The following is a 17,232-nucleotide window of genomic DNA, read 5'->3' on the forward strand; positions in this document are numbered from 1 at the left end:
TTTTATCCAATGTTTTCTTCCTCCTCTATGAACTTCTTAATTTTCCTAGTAGCAGCAGATTGACTAATTTGCAAAAACTCAGCCACTTTATAACTTGATCCATACGTTTTATACGCTTTAAGAATTATATTTCTCTCTACCTCTTCCAGCATTTTATAAAGGCTTTGCCCCGATTGTTCAACTGCAGCCTCTTGCATAGAGAGTGGCAAATCCTCTACCGTTACAACATCATCAACAGTAATAACAATTCTCTCAATTACATTCTCTATTTCTCTATTGTTCCCTTCCCACGGATATCCAACAAAAATTTGTAACGTACTCGGCGCTAGTTTCACATCACGTCCGTACTTTTTATTAAAGTGCTGCAAGTAATGATAAATAAGCGGCAAAATATCTTCTGTTCTTTCCCTAAGCGGGGGAATTGCAATTGGAATGACATTCAAACGATAGTATAAATCTTTCCGAAATGTTCCTTGTTTCACCATCTCGCTTAAATCTCTATTTGTTGCCGCCACAATTCGAACATCTACTTTTTTTAATTCTCTTCCGCCTATAGGACGAAATGTTTTTTCTTGCAATACTTGCAAAAGCTTCGCTTGAATTTCAAGCGGCATTTCACCGATTTCATCTAAAAAAAGAGTTCCTTTATGCGCGGATTCTAATAGTCCCTTTTTCCCTTCACGATTCGCACCTGTAAAAGATCCACCTGAATATCCAAAAAGCTCCGATTCAATTAAATTAGTTGGCAATGCCGCACAATTAATTTCATAGAAACTTTCATTCTTCCGATGACTCACTTCATGTAAATGGCGTACTAATCGACTTTTTCCTACTCCAGTCTCGCCTAAAACGAGAACAGTACTATCCACTACAGATACTTTTTTGATTGTATCGACTATTTTTTGCATAGCTAGACTTTTAAAAATAAGTCCTTCATGCTCATATGTTTCTCTTAATTCTTTTTTATATGTTTTTAGCTGATTATCCATTTCCTCTACCTTTTGACGTAATTGATAGAGTTCAGTAAGGTCGCGAGAATAACTAATCACTCTTCTTAAATTTCCCTCATCATCAAAAACAGGCCTTGTACGAACGTGTAAATACTCTCCTGATTTTGTAGTTTGAACGAGTTCAATTGGCCTCGTTTTTTCAATCACTTCTAATGTCGCTGATGGATAAAAGATTCCATCCTTTTGTAGTTCTTTTACATGCTTACCAACTAACTCTTCTGCAGCTAGTTGGTAGTGCCTTTCACATGTACTATTTACACGCACAACGATCCCTTGCTCATCTGTAACAAAAATTTCGTCAAACGCATATTCAAATACATCTTTTAAATCCATTAACACTCGTTCCTTTTCTGCAACCATCCTAGCCACCCCTAACTTCAAATCCATCGATCCACTTTACTACCTTTATTATAAAGTGAATTTTCTGCATTTAATATAGAGTCAGCTAGAATGTTTGCTATTTATACTTGAGTTTTTACACGCGAGCGATGTTTGTTTGCTCATAACAAGCTTGCAACGATTCTTCAATTATTGTTAATCCTTCTTCAAGTTGCTCATCTGTAATAATTAAAGGCATTAACACACGGATAACATTTCCATACGTTCCTGCTGATAATAAAAGTAACCCACGCTTATTTGCTTCTGCACATAGATTAGCCGTTAACGTTTTGTCAGGTGCTTTCATCTTACGATCTTGAACGACCTCAAATGCACACATTGCTCCTAACCCACGCACATCACCGATGCAATGATATTTATTTTTCATCTCTTCGAATCGGTTCATTACGACTTTTCCTAATTCTATCGCTCTATCATTTAATTTCTCATTTTCTATTACATCGAGAACAGCTAATGCAGCCGCACATCCTAATGGACTTCCTGCATACGTTCCACCAAGTTCACCTGGTGCAGATTCATTCATAATTTCTTTACGTCCAATGACACCACTTATCGGTACACCAGCACCTAATGATTTAGACACTGTAATTAAATCTGGAACGACATCATAGTGATCAATTGCAAAATATTTTCCTGTACGACTAAAGCCTGTTTGTATTTCATCCGCTACAAATAAGATGCCGTTCTCTGAACAAATGTGGCGTACTTCTTGAACAAATTTCTTACTTGGGACGATAAATCCACCTTCCCCTTGAACAGGTTCCATTACAACAGCTGCAATTGTTTCTGGTGCTACTTCCGATATGAAGAAGTTCTTAAACTCTTCAATAATAAAATCATCATACTGCTCTTCCGTTAATCCCTCTGGGCGACGGTATTCGTATGGAAATGGCGCTTTATATACTTCTGGAGCAAAGGGACCAAACCCAAATTTATATGGCTTCACTTTACTTGTCATCGTCATTGTCATTAATGTACGCCCGTGGAAACCTTTAGAAAATGCGATAATACCAGGTCTCTTCGTATATTTACGAGCGATTTTCACCGCGTTCTCAACTGCTTCTGCACCACTATTTAAAAAGAGGACTTGCTTATCGAAACTTCCTGGTGCCAATGCCGCAAGCTTTTCTGCTAATTCAATATATGGCTCATACATCATGACATTAAATCCAGTATGAATGTATTGATCGACTTGTTTATGGAGCGCTTCTTTAACCGTTGGATGACAATGCCCTACGTTAATTGTCCCGATTGCTCCTGCAAAATCAATGTACTGATTGTCATCAACATCTGTTACAAGAGCACCATTTGCAGATTGTACAAACGTTGAGATGCCGTTACTTACTCCTTTTGGTACTATATTTTGACGGCGTTCTAATAAAGATGCCGCTTTCGGTCCTGGAATTTGTTCATTTACTTTAGCAAATTTTTTTGTGTTCATTGCGTACCCCATCCTTTTCTTTACATTGTTTTCTCTTCTTATTGCAAAATATATGCCAACTTTCTTTTCTAGCATTTATCCTATATTCTTTGTATCCAGGCATAAAAAATAAGTCTATAAAGACTCATTAAGAGTCTTTATAGACTTATTTTCCTTACACATTAGACTTTTCTTTCTCCCAGAAAAACTCACCCGATTGAGAAATAAACTCTCCAACAGAATCTAACACTAAATCAGCAAGTGGTTCTAATGTTGGACGGTCTCCCGTACCAGATAGCACCCCAATTGCATAGCAATCGCCATTTTTAGCTAAATGTAAATCAGTTGGCGTATCTCCAACAACCGCAACCTCACATGATTCTAAATTAAATTTCTCACAAAACACTTCTATAATTTTTTTATCTGGTTTTTGCGCAAGGAATGTATCCGAGGCTATAATATAATCAAAAAAGTTCTCCAACTTATATTGTTTTAAAAATAATTCTGTTGGTGCGAAATCATCCGCCGTGACAACCCCTAATATAAATCCTTTATCTTTTAATGCCTGTAACACTTTCGGTAAATCCGCTGTCATTTTCATATGCGAACGATGCTCATACATAAGGGAAAATAACTTCTCACTTACCCACTGATGCATCTCTTCTTCTCTAGCAGACTCAATATAATTACAAAGCCCCTTCGCTACATCAAGGCTTGTTCCAGCAGCTATTGCACTCCTCGGATTAACAAATGCTCCCTCTACACCAATCTCTTCTAATAAGGTCTGCCCTATTGTACTTGGTAAATGGTATAAACTTATACATTCAGCTACAAGCTCTTCAGCTACTTTTATCCATATTGAATGAAAATCCATTAATGTCCCATCTTTATCAAATAATATCGCCTTTACCTTCTCCATAGCACCCTACCTCTCATTTCTTATCTCTTCCAGTGTATCAATAAAGTATGGATGTAAAATAAAAGAATTGTAAAAATACCATAAAAATCAAACTAACTCCCAATTTACAATTCATTTTAACAAAGTAAAAAAGGATGCCTTTACAGGGCATCCTCTTGATGTTCAGGAACAAATAGTTCTAAACAATGATATATATTTTCGAATTCCATCGGTGCATCGCCACCATACTCACCATCTAAATTAATCATTAGTTTATCTGGTGAATGTACTTTAATTCGGTTCGCTTGTGTATATAACACTTTTGGATTATTAATATGCTCGCCACGTTGTGCTTGTGTTGCTGCTTTAATTAAATCAGCGATAGAACCTTTTTTCAGTACTAATAGGTCAAATAACCCATCGTTAATAGATGCATACGGTGCTACCTTTTCAAATCCACCTACTGAACGAGTATTCGTAATTAAAAACATCGTAATTTCTTCTTGTAGTAACTTTCCATCATACTCAATTTCAACATATGTCGGATGCAAAGATGGTAACATCTCGATACCTTTTAGGTAATAAGCAAGTTGTCCTAATACTGTCTTTAACTTACTCGGTACTTCGTATGTTAATTCTGTAATACGACCGCCACCAGCGATGTTAATAAAATATGTATCGTTCGCTCTACCAAGGTCTAATGGCACTGTTTTTCCTTCGCAAATAATATCTGCTGCCTCTTCAATAGAACGAGGTACACCAATTGCACGTGCAAAGTCATTTGTCGTTCCAACTGGAATAATTCCAAATTTCGGACGGAATTCATGCCCAACTAAACCGTTTACTACTTCATTTAATGTACCGTCGCCACCAGCAGCAATAACAACATCAAACTTACGATCCGCAGCTTGCCTCGCCGCCACAGTAGCGTCTCCAGGACCCGTTGTCGCATGACAAGATGTCTCATAGCCAGCTTGTTCTAATTTTTGTAATACTTCTGGTAAGCTCTTCTTAAATAGCTCACGCCCAGAAGTAGGATTATAAATAATTCTTGCTCGCTTCATCATTTATTAGCACAGGAAATTTCTTTATGTATCGAAAAAGAACATACTGAACTTCTATTCAGTATTCCCATGCCTACCTCCTCTCATCTTGCTATCCTTCTTTTATCCCGCTCAAACAGGCAGTAAGAACCCGATTCGTGTAGTCCATCAAAAGTAAATATTCATTTCAATGGCTTTTTATTTGCCTCCAAAATTTATCCCGCTATTTGCGGGCAGTAAATGCCCGATTGGTGAGGGCTAATAATCAGCTTTGGATGAACCTCCCACTGATTAAAGTTTCACTTTATTTCTATCCATTCTTCCATAAAAATTTACATATAACGAATAATAACTATCTATTATTTCATGAGATGAAAAAAACCTCTATGTTTAGATTTATCATTATTCCCACCTTTTTGCAACTATCATACCATAGTTGCTATACAAACATTTTTCCACTTTTGACAGTTAATCAAACGTTTGTTTAAACGATTTTGTCTCATTTAAACAAACGTTTGATTAACCTAGAAAAACACCCATGTACGGGTGTTTTTCTGCTTAATCTTTAAAAGTCACTACTATTATCGCTTATTAATCTCTTCAAGTAAGATTTTGTTAACAAGCGGTGGATTTGCTTGTCCTTTTGTAGCTTTCATAATTTGACCAACTAAGAAGCCAATTGCACGGTCTTTACCGTTTTTAAAGTCTTCGATAGATTGCTCATTATTATCAAGAATTTCTGTTACAACTTTACGAAGTGTACCCTCGTCAGAAATTTGAACAAGACCTTTCGCTTTAACGATTTCTTCTGGGTCTCCACCTTTTTCAATTAATTCGTTAAATACTTTCTTCGCGATTTTAGAAGAAATTGTACCTTTTTCAATTAATTGAACCATTTTAGATAAACCAGCAGGCGTTAATGCAACGTCTTTTAATTCTTTTTGTTGTTTGTTTAAGTATGCAAGTACTTCACCCATTAACCAGTTCGATGTTAATTTCGCATCAGCACCGTCTGCAACAGTTACTTCAAAGAAATCAGACATCTCTTTCGTTAATGTTAACACGTGTGCATCATAAGCTGGTAAGCCTAGTTCTGCAACGTAGCGAGCTTTACGTGCATCTGGAAGTTCTGGAATAGAAGCTCGAACTGCTTCTTTCCACTCATCGTCGATGTAAAGTTCAACTAAGTCTGGCTCCGGGAAGTAACGGTAATCGTCAGATCCTTCTTTCACACGCATTAAGATTGTTTTCTTCGTTGCTTCATCATAACGACGTGTTTCTTGTTGGATGATACCACCAGATAACAGTTCTTTTTCTTGGCGCACTTGCTCGTGCTCAAGACCTTTTTGTACGTAAGTGAATGAGTTTAAGTTTTTCAGTTCCGCTTTTGTACCGAACTTCTCTTGTCCAACTGGACGAAGAGAAATGTTCGCATCACAACGCAGAGAACCTTCTTCCATCTTACAATCAGATACACCAGTGTATTGAATGATTGATTTTAACTTCTCTAAGTATGCATATGCTTCTTCTGGCGTACGCATATCTGGCTCAGATACGATCTCGATTAAAGGCATACCTTGACGGTTGTAGTCTACTAATGAACCATCAGCTGTATGCGTTGATTTACCAGCATCTTCTTCTAAATGAAGACGTGTAATACCGATACGTTTCTTTTTACCGTCTACTTCGATTTCAATCCAACCATTTTCACCAATTGGCTTATCAAATTGAGAGATTTGGTAAGCTTTCGGGTTATCTGGATAGAAATAGTTTTTACGGTCAAACTTTGTTTCCGTTGCGATTTCACAGTTTAATGCCATTGCAGCTTTCATTGCAAAGTTAACTGCTTCTTTATTTAAAGTAGGAAGTACCCCTGGGTATCCTAAGTCAATTACACTTGTTTGTGTATTTGGCTCCGCTCCGAATTCTGTTGGACTCGCAGAGAAAATTTTCGAATTTGTTTTTAACTCAACGTGAACCTCTAAACCAATAATTGTTTCTAAATTCATCTATGCTCGCCTCCTTACAGACTTGCTTTTTTTGTATGATAGTCCGTTGCTTGCTCAAACGCATGTGCAACGCGGTAAATTGTCGCTTCATCGAAGTGTTTACCAATGATTTGTAGACCAAGTGGCATGTTGTTAGCACCGAATCCACATGGAACTGAAATCGCTGGAACACCCGCTAAGTTTACTGGGATTGTTAAAATGTCATTTGCATACATCGTCATTGGATCGTCAACTTTTTCTCCCACTTTAAATGCCGGAGTTGGTGTTGTTGGTCCAATAATAACATCATAGTTAGCAAATACATTTTCAAAGTCGTTCTTAATTAATGTACGTACTTGTTGTGCTTTTTTGTAATATGCATCATAGTAACCAGAGCTAAGGGCAAATGTACCAAGCATAATACGACGTTTAACTTCATCACCGAAACCTTCACTACGTGTGTTTTTGTAAAGATCTAATAAGTTATTTACATTATCAGAACGAACACCGTAACGCACGCCATCAAAGCGTGAAAGATTAGCAGATGCTTCAGAAGAAGATAGTAAGTAATACGTTGCTAGAGCGTATTTAGAGTGCGGAAGAGATACTTCCTCCCAAGTTGCGCCCATACCTTCTAATACTTTTAAAGCAGCTAGTACTGACTCACGAGCTTCTTCGCCAACACCTTCGCCTAAGTATTCTTTCGGTACAGCAATGCGTAAACCTTTAACATCGCCTGTTAAACCAGCTAAATAGTTTCCAACCTCAACGTTTGCAGAAGTTGCATCCATGCGGTCAATACCTGAAATAGCTTGTAATAAGTATGCATTGTCTTCTACTGTACGTGTAATCGGTCCGATTTGGTCAAGTGAAGATGCGAATGCTACTAATCCGTAACGAGATACGCGTCCGTAAGTTGGTTTTAAACCTACAACACCGCAATATGCAGCTGGCTGACGGATAGAACCACCCGTATCAGAACCTAGAGAGAATAGTACTTCTCCTGCTGCTACAGCTGCTGCAGAACCACCACTAGATCCGCCCGGAACGTAATCTAAGTTCCATGGGTTTTTCGTAGCGTAGAATCCTGAGTTTTCATTTGAAGAACCCATTGCAAACTCGTCCATGTTTAATTTACCGATTGTAATCGTGTCAGCAGCTTTTAGCTTTTGCACAACTGTCGCATCATAAATTGGATCGAAGTTTGCTAGCATTTTGCTCGCACAAGTTGTACGAAGGCCGTTAGTTACAATGTTATCTTTTACACCAATTGGCATACCGAATAATAAACCATTATCTTCAGCGCCGATTTTTGCATCTAATTCTTTCGCTTTTGCGCGTGCATTTTCTTCATCTAATGTAAGAAAAGCTTTTACGTTATCTTCAACATCCGCAATACGTTTGTAAGATTCTTCTACTAAATCCGTAACGGAAATTTCTTTGCTGTTTAACTTCTTATGTAACTCTGATACTGAATGATCAAATAATGACATCGAAATTCCCCTCCTCTATTCTAATACTGCTGGAACACGGATTTGATTATCTTTGTGATCCGGTGCATTTTTTAATACTTCTTCGACTGGTAAACCTTTTTCTGGTACATCTTCACGCATAACATTTTTCATAGTTAATACATGAGTTGTTGGTTTTACATCTGTTGTATCTAATTCATTTAACTGTTCTGCAAATGTAACAATTGCATCTAGTTGTTTTTGAAATTTTTCTGCTTCTTGATCAGTAATTGCAAGACGTGCTAAATGTGCTACGTGCTTTACATTCTCAACGGAAATTCTTGACACGGCTAGGCCACCTCCATAATATATCGTTCAATCTACAATACTATTGATGATACCAAATTTTCAGTACTTCAAGCAAGTCAACACAGAGTACTTACGCCATTTTTACATAAAAAAAGAAAGGCAAACGCCTTTCTTTACAATTTACTCTTTATCTAACGGTTTATTTTTTGGAAATCTCTCGTTATCTTCTTCATTATCACGAATTGTTTTTTGTAATACAAAACAAGACATCGTTAAAAATAATGTTCCAATTAAATAGTATCCTTTTACACTAAGCGTTTCATCTAACGTATAAATCCCAATTAGCATACCTGAAAGCGCACAAACAAATGAAGTCCATGCTAAAAACGTGAACGCTTGCGTATTACGTCTTCTCATCGTTCTCCCCCTCGTTAGCTGTATACCCATTATAGATAAGTATATTTACCATGATGGATTTTTATGTAAATTCTAGTTTTATATTTATAAATCTATCATAAAAGAATACTATTTCAAAGAAAGTTTTCTGTCTAATCTGAAAAAATAATTAAAATCATTGACAATTATTTCTATTCTACATAAAATAAAAATAAATATTACGAACCTCGAAATATACGGGAGTGGAATTAATTGTTGCAATATGAACATTTTTTAGACTTACTGCTAGATAACGCCAAGAAACTTTTCTATCCTGAAGAATGGGTAAGCCTAGATTTAACACTCTCTAAAACAGAAGTATTTTGTTTACTTTGGATGGAACGAAATACAGATATTACAATGACGAAAATTGCTGACCTTCTTGATATACCGATGAGTACAACGACGGGCGTTGTAAATCGCCTTGTAAAAAAGGGATATATTGAACGCTACCGTGATGAAAACGACCGACGTATTGTATTAATTCGGTTAACAGAAATCGGCGTAATGCTCGTTCAAGAAGTAAAACAAAATGCAGCCCATTACTTTAGCTTAGTGACAGAAGCATTGTCAGAAGAAGAAAAAGCATTCTTACTACAAATCTTCCAAAAGATTATGAATCACATTGCTACCTCACAGCAAAAAACAGAAGAAAAGGTTTCTACACCTAAAATGAAAAACATTCCGATTGAATAAAACCCTATCTGGGTTTTTATTCAACCATTTACTTCGACACTCGTAATATTCGACATTCGAAACAAAGGGGATATGAATGATGAGAATTATCTTGTATACAGGTAAAGGCGGCGTAGGAAAAACTAGCATTTCAGCAGCAACAGCAATTCAAAGTGCGAAGCAAGGATTAAAAACATTAGTAATGAGCACAGATCCTGCTCATAGTTTAGGAGATTCATTTGGTATAAAGCTATCTTCTGAGCCATTAGAAGTTCGTAAAAATTTGTGGGCACAAGAAATTAATACGATTTATGAGATGGAAAAAGGATGGGGAAAATTACAGAAATATATTACACTACTCTTCACTTCCAAAGCAGCCGATGATATTACAACAGAAGAATTAACGATGTTTCCTGGTATGGAAGATTTAATTAGCCTACTTCGCGTACTCGATTATTATAAACAAAACACATATGATGTTATCATTATTGATTGTGCCCCAACAGGAGAAACATTAGCAATGCTAAGCTTTCCAGACATGCTCGGCTGGTGGATGGAAAAATTATTTCCTATTAAAAGAAAAGTTTTAAAAGTCGTTCGTCCTGTAGCTCAACCACTCCTTGGTGTCCCTCTTCCAACCGACGATATTATGGACGAATTAACAAATACACTTGAACAGCTCGGAGAAATGAGAGATATTTTATCAAACCGAGAAGTAACAAGTATCCGCATCGTTGTAAATCCTGAAAAAATGGTCATTAAAGAAGCTCAGCGCAGCTTTACTTATTTAAATTTATACGATTATAACGTAGATGCCATTATGATTAATCGCGTCATCCCTAACACCGTCACCGATCCTTATTTTCAAGCATGGAAAGATACGCAAAAGAAATATAAAACATTAATTCAAAATAGTTTTGATCCACTTCCTATTTACGAAGCTCCAATGTTTGAACAAGAAGTTGTTGGTTTGTCTATGTTAGAACGTGTAGGCGATGCTTTATTTAAAACTGATCATTGTCCTACTGAAGTGAAATTTAACGGGCGCACACAATATGTAAAAAAGGATGGCGATGAGTATATTTTCGTTCTGTCCATTCCCTTCTCAAACAAAAGTGAACTTTCCTTAAATCAAAAAGGTGATGAACTTATTATTCGAGCGGGTTCTGTTAAACGGAACATCACGTTACCAAAAACATTAACACACCTTTCTATTCAAGGAGCAAAATTTGAAGAAGATGTACTAAATATTCGCTTTGGGGGTGTAGTACATGCATGAGGAATTACTACGAAGGATAATTCGTACAAAAGTAAAAGTCGGGATGCATATATTAGAAGAACTACCTAATCCAATCCAGCAATCAGCTAAGCAAATATTAAATATTTTACAAGAGGAACTAGCTGCTTATCCGAAAGAACGAGAGCATCATGAAGTTAATTTAAAAAATATCATAATTGAATAACTATCTCTGTATAGAGGGCCTTTTTTAGGCTTTCTATACTTTATTGGAGTGATGTAAGTTGATGAAAAAGCATTCCACTACTATACTCTGGATCATTCCCTTATTATTTTTCATTCATAACCTTGAAGAAGCTTTCCAAATGCCACAATATCTTGCTAATCAATTTTCAATCTGTCTTATAACTAGCCAACAATTTTTCATTGCCATTTCCGTATTAACAATCTTTGGATTACTTATCGTCTTTCTATATCAACTTAACTTCTTGTCTTCTATATGCTGGATTATTTTTATACAAGGGGCCATCTTCTTCAACTCTGTTCAACATATTATTTTGTTTTTCATTTATCGCTCCTATAACCCCGGCGTAATATCAGCATTTTTCATTACTCTCTTTTCTATTTTCTTTTTTTTATCAAAAAAACACTTAATTCATCAAAAGCAATTCGTAATTACAATCCTTTTCAGCTTATTTTCTTATCCCATTATAATTTGGATTACCTTACTGTTCGCTAGCTACTTTCATTCATAAAAAAAGACCAGGAAAGTTCCTGGTCTATCACTCTACTTAACAAACATTGGATTCTATGTTATACAAAATTGGAAGGTACAGAATTAGGGTTTGTTTGTTAAGTTTATATGTTGAACGAACTAACAGCGGAGGGGTTCCTTCTGTTAGTCCATTAAACCCAATGATTATTTTACGATTTTTTCAAGCTCCTCAAGTGAAAGATCTACTGAAATTGAACCATCATTTGTTTCTTTCTTAATTGCATCTGTTACTTCTTTTGAATGGTATAATTCAATTACTTTTTTCAGTGTTGGATCATCTTTATCTTTCGTACGAGCTGCAAAAATATTAATATATGGCTTCGCATTTTCATTCTTTGGATCTTCTAAGAAAATAGGATCCTTCGCTGGATCTAATCCAGCTTGACCAGCAACACCGTTATTAATAACTGATGCCGCTACATCTTTTAACACACGAGGTGTTTGCTGTGCGATAACCGGCGTGATTTTTAACTTCTTCGGATTTTCAGCAATGCCGCTTGGATCTCCAAATAAGCCAAAATCTTTTTTAAGCTTTAATACTCCAGCTGCATCAAGAAGTTTTAATGCACGTGCTTGGTTCGTTGGATCGTTTGGAATTGCAATTTCTGAACCATCTGGAATTTCATTTGCCTTCTTATATTTTTCAGAGTATAAACCCATTGGCGCAATTTGTGTTGTACCAACAGCTGTAATATCTAACTTATGCTCTTTTTTAAATTGCTCTAAGAAAGCAATATGCTGAAATGAGTTTAATTCAATATCTCCATCAGCTAAAGCTTTATTTGGAGTTGTATAATCAGAGAACTCCACCAGTTTAATCTTAATCCCTTCTTTTTCAGCTTTTTTCTTCAAAATTTCCCAAGCGTCTCCATCCGTTCCAGTTACACCGACGCGAACTACTTTTTCTTTCGCTCCTGCACCCGTGTCTCCACTTGAGCAGCCACTTAATGCTGAGACTCCTACAATCGCTGATAATGCAAATGCTAAAATTTTCTTCATTTTCTTTTCCTCTCTTCCTTTTTATGATCTACGTAACAAGACTTTCGCAAAGTAGTTTCCTAAATTTTGAGCTATCTGTACGAGAATAATAAGTAAAACAACCGTTACAAACATAACTGATGTATCAAAACGTTGATAACCATATGTCATTGCCAAGTCACCAAGACCGCCACCACCGACAAGCCCAGCAACTGCAGAAAATTCAATTAAACCAACTGTCATAAATGTGACACCTAAGATTAATGGTGCTAACGCTTCTGGTACAAGGATTTCAAAAACGATTCTAATTGGCGAGGCGCCCATTGCTTGTGCTGCCTCAATTACTCCTTTCGGAACGGAAACAAGATTTGTTTCAACCATTCTAGCAATACCAATTGATGCGACTAACGTCATCGGGAAAATTGCTGCTGCTGTTCCAATCGTCGTTCCAATAACGCTTCTCGTTAGTGGACTTAAAGCTACTAAAAAGATAATGAATGGTACCGGACGAATTGTATTAATTATGATGTTAAGAATAGAAAAGACCCATTTATTTTCTAAAAAGTTTCCTTTTCTCGTTACATATAAAAGTAAACCTAGAGGTATACCCAGAATTGTAGCGAATATAAGGGTTACAATTACCATTAAGAGGGTATCCCCCGTCGCATCTAGTATGCGCGGCCAAAATATACTCCAATCAACTCGCATGAGCTTCTACCTCCTTCAGCTGCACTTGCAGTCTTAGATGTTGTAATGCTTTTTGAATTTCCCTCTGCTCACCTTGCAATTCTACAAGCAGATTTCCAAATAGCACATTTTGAAGTTCAATAATATTTCCGTACAGTACATTTACATCGACGTTATAGTTTTTTGCGATATATGATAGTACCGGCTGTCCCGTCTCCTCACCAGTAAATGTTAGACGATAAATTTGACCACCATTTTGAATTTTCGCTAGAACACTTTCTGGTAAATGATCATTAATAACAGAACGTACAAAGTTTTGAGTCGTCTTTGTTTTTGGTTGCGTGAAAACATCGAACAGTTTTCCTTCTTCAATAACTTTTCCCTTCTCCATTACAGCTACACGGTGACAAATTTCTTTCACAACATGCATTTCATGTGTAATAAGAAGAATTGTTAAATTGTATTCTCGATTTACTTTCTTTAATAAGTTTAGAATTTCTGTCGTCGTTTCTGGATCTAAGGCTGATGTTGCCTCATCACATATAAGAATATCTGGCGATGTCGCAAGTGCTCTAGCAATACCAACACGTTGCTTTTGTCCCCCTGATAGCTGTTCTGGATAATAGTTTGCTTTATCTTCTAACCCTACAAACTTCAGCAGTTCATTCACTCGTTCCTTTATCTCGTTCTTTGGCAATTTCGCTAACTTTAATGGATAAGCAATATTCCCAAACACTGTTCTTGAATTAAATAAATTAAAGCTTTGAAAAATCATTCCGATTCTTTGTCTTAGTTTGCGTAATTCTTTTGTCGATAATGATGTAATATCTTTATCATCTATTGCAATCGTTCCTGACGTTGGTCTCTCTAACATATTTACTAAGCGTAATAATGTACTCTTTCCAGCGCCACTAAAACCGATAATGCCAAAAATTTCGCCTTTCTCAACTGATAATGTTACATCCTCCACCGCATGAACAGATTGCCCAGCTGATTCATACACTTTACTTACATTGTTAAAAGAAATCATTTTTTCCCCTCCTATATGCTGTAAAAACTTGAAGTAGAGCTTTCGAGGTAAAATAAAAAGTGCTCTCCTTCTTATCAACCATAAAGATAAGAAGGAGAGCACTTATATGTACTCGTTCACATCTTCTCATCTTCCAAGCCTTTATATGGCTTGCTGGAGTTAGCACGGTATTAAAAAACCCGTTGCTGAGGTATCGTAGGGCCAGTCCCTCCACCTCTCTGGATAAGAATGTATCGATTTAATTGTCATTTAATTAATTCTCATTATAGAACTCAGAATAATAAGAGTCAATACATTTTTCAGAAAAATATTAATTATTCCTTTATTAAAATTTTCAGATGAAAATTCATGAGAAAATAGTAACTTTCAAGGTTATTTAAGATTCTTCTTCCTCATATTTTTAAACAGGAGAATCCTCTCTACAAATTGAATAAATTTATTTGAATATGAAACTCGGAGGCAGATAAATATATGAAAACAGCCCTTTTACTCGTCGATATTCAAAACGATTATTTTCCAAATGGAAAGATGGAATTGCGTAATCCAGTAGAAGCAAGCGAATATGCTAATCAGTTATTACAACAATTTAGAACAAACAGCGAACCTATTTTTCATATCCAACACGTAGCTATAAAAGATGACGCTACTTTTTTCCTACCTAATACAGAAGGTGTACATATTCACGAAAGCGTACGTCCACTTAGAGAAGAAACAGTTATAGTCAAACATTATCCAAATAGCTTCCGAGAAACTAATCTTCTAGAGCAATTACAGCGTTTAGACATTGAACATGTCGTCGTATGCGGGATGATGACTCATATGTGTATTGATGCTACAGTAAGGGCTGCATTTGATTTTGGTTTTCAATGTACCGTTATACACGATGCTTGTGCTACAAAAGACCTTTCTTTTAAGAACGCTACTATACCAGCTGTTTATATTCACAATACAATTTTAGCTAGTTTAAATGGCGTATATGCAAATGTAATAAGCACGAAAGAATTTTTAGCTACATAAAAAAACACTCCTTTCAGTGAGCAAAACCGAAAAGAGTGTTCCTTGTCGAACCATAGATTTTCTTTCAAATTGTATTATACAGGAAATTCTCAAAATGAATACTAAAAAATATGACTAATAAGTCAACTTTTCTCATCATTTTATTTCTGTTCACATGTTTATCCCGCTATTAATAGGTTTTAGCTCATTCCCTTCGAACGACGGTAATATATGGGATTTCAATTTTAAAAGGAGCTCTTCACATTTTATGAAGAGCTCCTCTACTATTTCTTATAAAGTTTCAGAAGTAGTTTTTGCTTGCATGTGAAGTGCTAAGTAATCAGGTCCACCAGCTTTAGAGTCTGTACCAGACATGTTAAAGCCACCGAATGGTTGGTAACCTACGATTGCACCAGTACATCCACGGTTGAAGTATAAGTTACCAACGTGGAAGTCTTCACGTGCTTTTTCAATATGGTCACGGTTGTTAGTAATAACAGCACCTGTTAAACCGTATTCCGTATTGTTTGCAATTGCAAGTGCATGATCGAAGTCTTTTGCTTTACAGAATGCTACTACTGGTCCGAAGATTTCTTCTTTCATTAAGCGAGCATCTTCTGCAACATCAGCAACGATTGTTGGTTGGATGAACCAGCCTTTAGAATCGTCTCCTTCGCCACCTGCTAAGATTCTACCTTCTTCTTTACCAATTGCAACATAGCTCATTACTTTATCGAATGCAGCTTGGTCATTAACAGGACCCATGTTTGTACCTAATACTGCTGGGTTAGCAACTGTTAATTCTTTTGTTAATTCAACAGCACGATTTAATACGTGATCGTATACATCTTCGTGGATTACTGCACGAGAACATGCAGAACATTTTTGTCCTGAGAATCCGAATGCTGATGCAACGATAGACTTAGCTGCTAATTCAAGATCTGCTTCTTTATCAACAACGATTGTATCTTTACCGCCCATTTCAGCGATAACGCGTTTTAACCAAATTTGGCCTGGGTTTACTTTCGCTGCACGCTCATAGATACGGATACCTACATCACGAGATCCCGTGAAGCTTACGAAACGTGTACGAGGATGATCTACTAAGTAGTCACCAACTTCAGAACCGTTACCTGGAACGAAGTTTACTACGCCAGCTGGTAAGCCAGCTTCTTCTAATACTTCCATAAATTTCGCTGCTACTACAGGAGTTGTACTAGCTGGTTTTAGTAATACTGTGTTACCAGAAACTAAAGCAGCTGTTGTCATACCTGCCATAATTGCGAATGGGAAGTTCCAAGGAGAAATGATAACACCTACTCCTAATGGAATGTAAGAGAAACGATTATATTCAATTGGACGGCTTTCTACTGGAATACCGTCTTTTAATTTTAACATTTGACGACCATAATATTCCATAAAGTCGATTGCTTCTGCTGTATCAGCATCTGCCTCATTCCATGGCTTACCTGCTTCTTTTACAAGAATAGCAGAGAATTCATGTTTTCTGCGACGAACGATTGCTGCAGCACGGAATAAAATGTCTGCACGCATTTCTGGCTTTGATTTTCTCCAAGTTTGGAATGTTTCATCCGCTACTTGCATTGCTTTTTCAGCTAACTCACGGCTTGCTTTTGAAACACGACCAACAAGTTCCTCTTTATTTGCAGGGTTTACAGAAACAATTTTGTCTTCTGTAGTGATTTTTTCTCCCCCAATAATTAATGGATAGTCTTGTCCAAGATAAGATTCTACTTTCTTTAAACCTTCTTCAAACGCTAATTTGTTAGCCTCCACTGAAAAATCTGTAAATGGCTCATGTTTGTATGCTACTACCATTTTTTTAGCCTCCCCTTAGAAAAACGTTTACATTTTACAACATTATTCTACACGATAATTTA

16 protein-coding genes, 1 pseudogene and 1 riboswitch are annotated in these 17,232 nt (G+C 36.5%); of the genes and pseudogenes, 5 read left to right on the plus strand and 12 right to left on the minus strand.

Annotated features, from left to right (window positions below; genetic code table 11):
- Positions 1-2 precede the first annotated feature (2 nt).
- From ACO6VI_RS13310 to ACO6VI_RS13345, 8 genes are all read right to left on the minus strand, one after another.
- On the minus strand, positions 3-1,370 hold the full coding sequence (locus tag ACO6VI_RS13310; RefSeq protein WP_161520404.1) for a sigma-54 interaction domain-containing protein: 1,368 nt from the start codon (positions 1,368-1,370) through the stop codon (positions 3-5).
- Between the two features lie 115 nt (positions 1,371-1,485).
- Positions 1,486-2,850 carry a 4-aminobutyrate--2-oxoglutarate transaminase gene (gabT, locus tag ACO6VI_RS13315; RefSeq protein WP_202626576.1) on the minus strand — a complete coding sequence of 455 codons (1,365 nt, stop codon included), beginning with the start codon at positions 2,848-2,850 and terminating at the stop codon, positions 1,486-1,488.
- Between the two features lie 154 nt (positions 2,851-3,004).
- Positions 3,005-3,748, minus strand: a complete 744-nt coding sequence (locus tag ACO6VI_RS13320) for an HAD family hydrolase (RefSeq protein WP_047792104.1) — start codon at positions 3,746-3,748, stop codon at positions 3,005-3,007.
- Positions 3,749-3,888: 140 nt separating this feature from the next.
- Positions 3,889-4,794, minus strand: coding sequence for a diacylglycerol kinase (locus tag ACO6VI_RS13325; RefSeq protein WP_000977679.1), 906 nt, complete (start codon positions 4,792-4,794; stop codon positions 3,889-3,891).
- Positions 4,795-5,351: 557 nt separating this feature from the next.
- Positions 5,352-6,779: an Asp-tRNA(Asn)/Glu-tRNA(Gln) amidotransferase subunit GatB gene (gene gatB, locus ACO6VI_RS13330; protein ID WP_422423472.1), complete on the minus strand. Its 1,428-nt coding sequence runs from the start codon at positions 6,777-6,779 to the stop codon at positions 5,352-5,354.
- A 14-nt stretch (positions 6,780-6,793) separates the two neighbouring features.
- Positions 6,794-8,251: an Asp-tRNA(Asn)/Glu-tRNA(Gln) amidotransferase subunit GatA gene (gene gatA, locus ACO6VI_RS13335; RefSeq protein WP_000051455.1), complete on the minus strand. Its 1,458-nt coding sequence runs from the start codon at positions 8,249-8,251 to the stop codon at positions 6,794-6,796.
- A 15-nt stretch (positions 8,252-8,266) separates the two neighbouring features.
- Positions 8,267-8,557: an Asp-tRNA(Asn)/Glu-tRNA(Gln) amidotransferase subunit GatC gene (gatC, locus tag ACO6VI_RS13340; RefSeq protein WP_000086999.1), complete on the minus strand. Its 291-nt coding sequence runs from the start codon at positions 8,555-8,557 to the stop codon at positions 8,267-8,269.
- Positions 8,558-8,698: 141 nt separating this feature from the next.
- A complete protein-coding gene (locus ACO6VI_RS13345; RefSeq protein WP_001254393.1) occupies positions 8,699-8,935 on the minus strand; it encodes a YiaA/YiaB family inner membrane protein in 237 nt (78 codons plus the stop codon).
- Positions 8,936-9,166: 231 nt separating this feature from the next.
- On the opposite strand from ACO6VI_RS13345, the gene ACO6VI_RS13350 reads away from it, so the two are divergent.
- The 4 genes from ACO6VI_RS13350 to ACO6VI_RS13365 all read left to right on the plus strand — a co-directional run bounded on the left by ACO6VI_RS13350 (position 9,167) and on the right by ACO6VI_RS13365 (position 11,620).
- Complete coding sequence (locus ACO6VI_RS13350) at positions 9,167-9,649, plus strand: MarR family winged helix-turn-helix transcriptional regulator (RefSeq protein ID WP_161520406.1); 483 nt, start codon at positions 9,167-9,169, stop codon at positions 9,647-9,649.
- A 76-nt stretch (positions 9,650-9,725) separates the two neighbouring features.
- Positions 9,726-10,907 carry an ArsA family ATPase gene (locus ACO6VI_RS13355; RefSeq protein ID WP_202626577.1) on the plus strand — a complete coding sequence of 394 codons (1,182 nt, stop codon included), beginning with the start codon at positions 9,726-9,728 and terminating at the stop codon, positions 10,905-10,907.
- Positions 10,900-11,091 (plus strand): DUF3926 domain-containing protein, encoded by a 192-nt coding sequence (locus ACO6VI_RS13360; protein WP_078994504.1) that lies wholly within the window; start codon positions 10,900-10,902, stop codon positions 11,089-11,091. Before ACO6VI_RS13355 ends, ACO6VI_RS13360 begins: the two co-directional genes overlap by 8 nt.
- A gap of 61 nt (positions 11,092-11,152) precedes the next feature.
- Entirely contained in the window at positions 11,153-11,620 is a 468-nt protein-coding gene (locus ACO6VI_RS13365) for an HXXEE domain-containing protein (protein ID WP_161520415.1), read from the plus strand.
- Between the two features lie 164 nt (positions 11,621-11,784).
- Here ACO6VI_RS13365 and ACO6VI_RS13370 read toward each other — a convergent pair whose 3' ends face one another.
- Genes ACO6VI_RS13370 through ACO6VI_RS13380 form a run of 3 tightly spaced genes read right to left on the minus strand, consistent with a single transcriptional unit; the run spans position 11,785 to position 14,335 of the window.
- Positions 11,785-12,639: a MetQ/NlpA family ABC transporter substrate-binding protein gene (locus ACO6VI_RS13370; RefSeq protein ID WP_016083725.1), complete on the minus strand. Its 855-nt coding sequence runs from the start codon at positions 12,637-12,639 to the stop codon at positions 11,785-11,787.
- A gap of 21 nt (positions 12,640-12,660) precedes the next feature.
- Positions 12,661-13,326: a methionine ABC transporter permease gene (locus tag ACO6VI_RS13375; protein WP_001261865.1), complete on the minus strand. Its 666-nt coding sequence runs from the start codon at positions 13,324-13,326 to the stop codon at positions 12,661-12,663.
- On the minus strand, positions 13,316-14,335 hold the full coding sequence (locus tag ACO6VI_RS13380) for a methionine ABC transporter ATP-binding protein (RefSeq protein ID WP_000622973.1): 1,020 nt from the start codon (positions 14,333-14,335) through the stop codon (positions 13,316-13,318). Before ACO6VI_RS13380 ends, ACO6VI_RS13375 begins: the two co-directional genes overlap by 11 nt.
- Before the next feature lie 123 nt (positions 14,336-14,458).
- A riboswitch (SAM riboswitch) is annotated at positions 14,459-14,564 on the minus strand.
- A 242-nt stretch (positions 14,565-14,806) separates the two neighbouring features.
- Between ACO6VI_RS13380 and ACO6VI_RS13385 the strand changes: the two are divergent.
- Positions 14,807-15,372, plus strand: a pseudogene (locus tag ACO6VI_RS13385) (cysteine hydrolase family protein).
- 250 nt (positions 15,373-15,622) lie between these two features.
- On the opposite strand, the gene pruA reads toward ACO6VI_RS13385, so the two are convergent.
- Positions 15,623-17,170: an L-glutamate gamma-semialdehyde dehydrogenase gene (pruA, locus tag ACO6VI_RS13390; RefSeq protein WP_000259555.1), complete on the minus strand. Its 1,548-nt coding sequence runs from the start codon at positions 17,168-17,170 to the stop codon at positions 15,623-15,625.
- Positions 17,171-17,232 lie beyond the last annotated feature (62 nt).

Origin of the sequence: Bacillus sp. PSXD-155 (assembly GCF_049310765.1) — a bacterium.
Classification (GTDB): Bacteria; Bacillota; Bacilli; order Bacillales; family Bacillaceae_G; genus Bacillus_A; species Bacillus_A cereus.

Coding starts and splice junctions, on each gene's coding strand:
- ACO6VI_RS13345 (WP_001254393.1), bottom strand. CDS start 8,935: ATGAGAAGACGTAATACGCAAGCGTTCACGTTTTTAGCATGGACTTCA.
- ACO6VI_RS13310 (WP_161520404.1), bottom strand. CDS start 1,370: ATGGTTGCAGAAAAGGAACGAGTGTTAATGGATTTAAAAGATGTATTT.
- ACO6VI_RS13380 (WP_000622973.1), bottom strand. CDS start 14,335: ATGATTTCTTTTAACAATGTAAGTAAAGTGTATGAATCAGCTGGGCAA.
- ACO6VI_RS13375 (WP_001261865.1), bottom strand. CDS start 13,326: ATGCGAGTTGATTGGAGTATATTTTGGCCGCGCATACTAGATGCGACG.
- ACO6VI_RS13325 (WP_000977679.1), bottom strand. CDS start 4,794: ATGATGAAGCGAGCAAGAATTATTTATAATCCTACTTCTGGGCGTGAG.
- gabT (WP_202626576.1), bottom strand. CDS start 2,850: ATGAACACAAAAAAATTTGCTAAAGTAAATGAACAAATTCCAGGACCG.
- gatB (WP_422423472.1), bottom strand. CDS start 6,779: ATGAATTTAGAAACAATTATTGGTTTAGAGGTTCACGTTGAGTTAAAA.
- gatA (WP_000051455.1), bottom strand. CDS start 8,251: ATGTCATTATTTGATCATTCAGTATCAGAGTTACATAAGAAGTTAAAC.
- ACO6VI_RS13370 (WP_016083725.1), bottom strand. CDS start 12,639: ATGAAGAAAATTTTAGCATTTGCATTATCAGCGATTGTAGGAGTCTCA.
- ACO6VI_RS13320 (WP_047792104.1), bottom strand. CDS start 3,748: ATGGAGAAGGTAAAGGCGATATTATTTGATAAAGATGGGACATTAATG.
- ACO6VI_RS13365 (WP_161520415.1), top strand. CDS start 11,153: ATGAAAAAGCATTCCACTACTATACTCTGGATCATTCCCTTATTATTT.
- ACO6VI_RS13360 (WP_078994504.1), top strand. CDS start 10,900: ATGCATGAGGAATTACTACGAAGGATAATTCGTACAAAAGTAAAAGTC.
- pruA (WP_000259555.1), bottom strand. CDS start 17,170: ATGGTAGTAGCATACAAACATGAGCCATTTACAGATTTTTCAGTGGAG.
- ACO6VI_RS13355 (WP_202626577.1), top strand. CDS start 9,726: ATGATGAGAATTATCTTGTATACAGGTAAAGGCGGCGTAGGAAAAACT.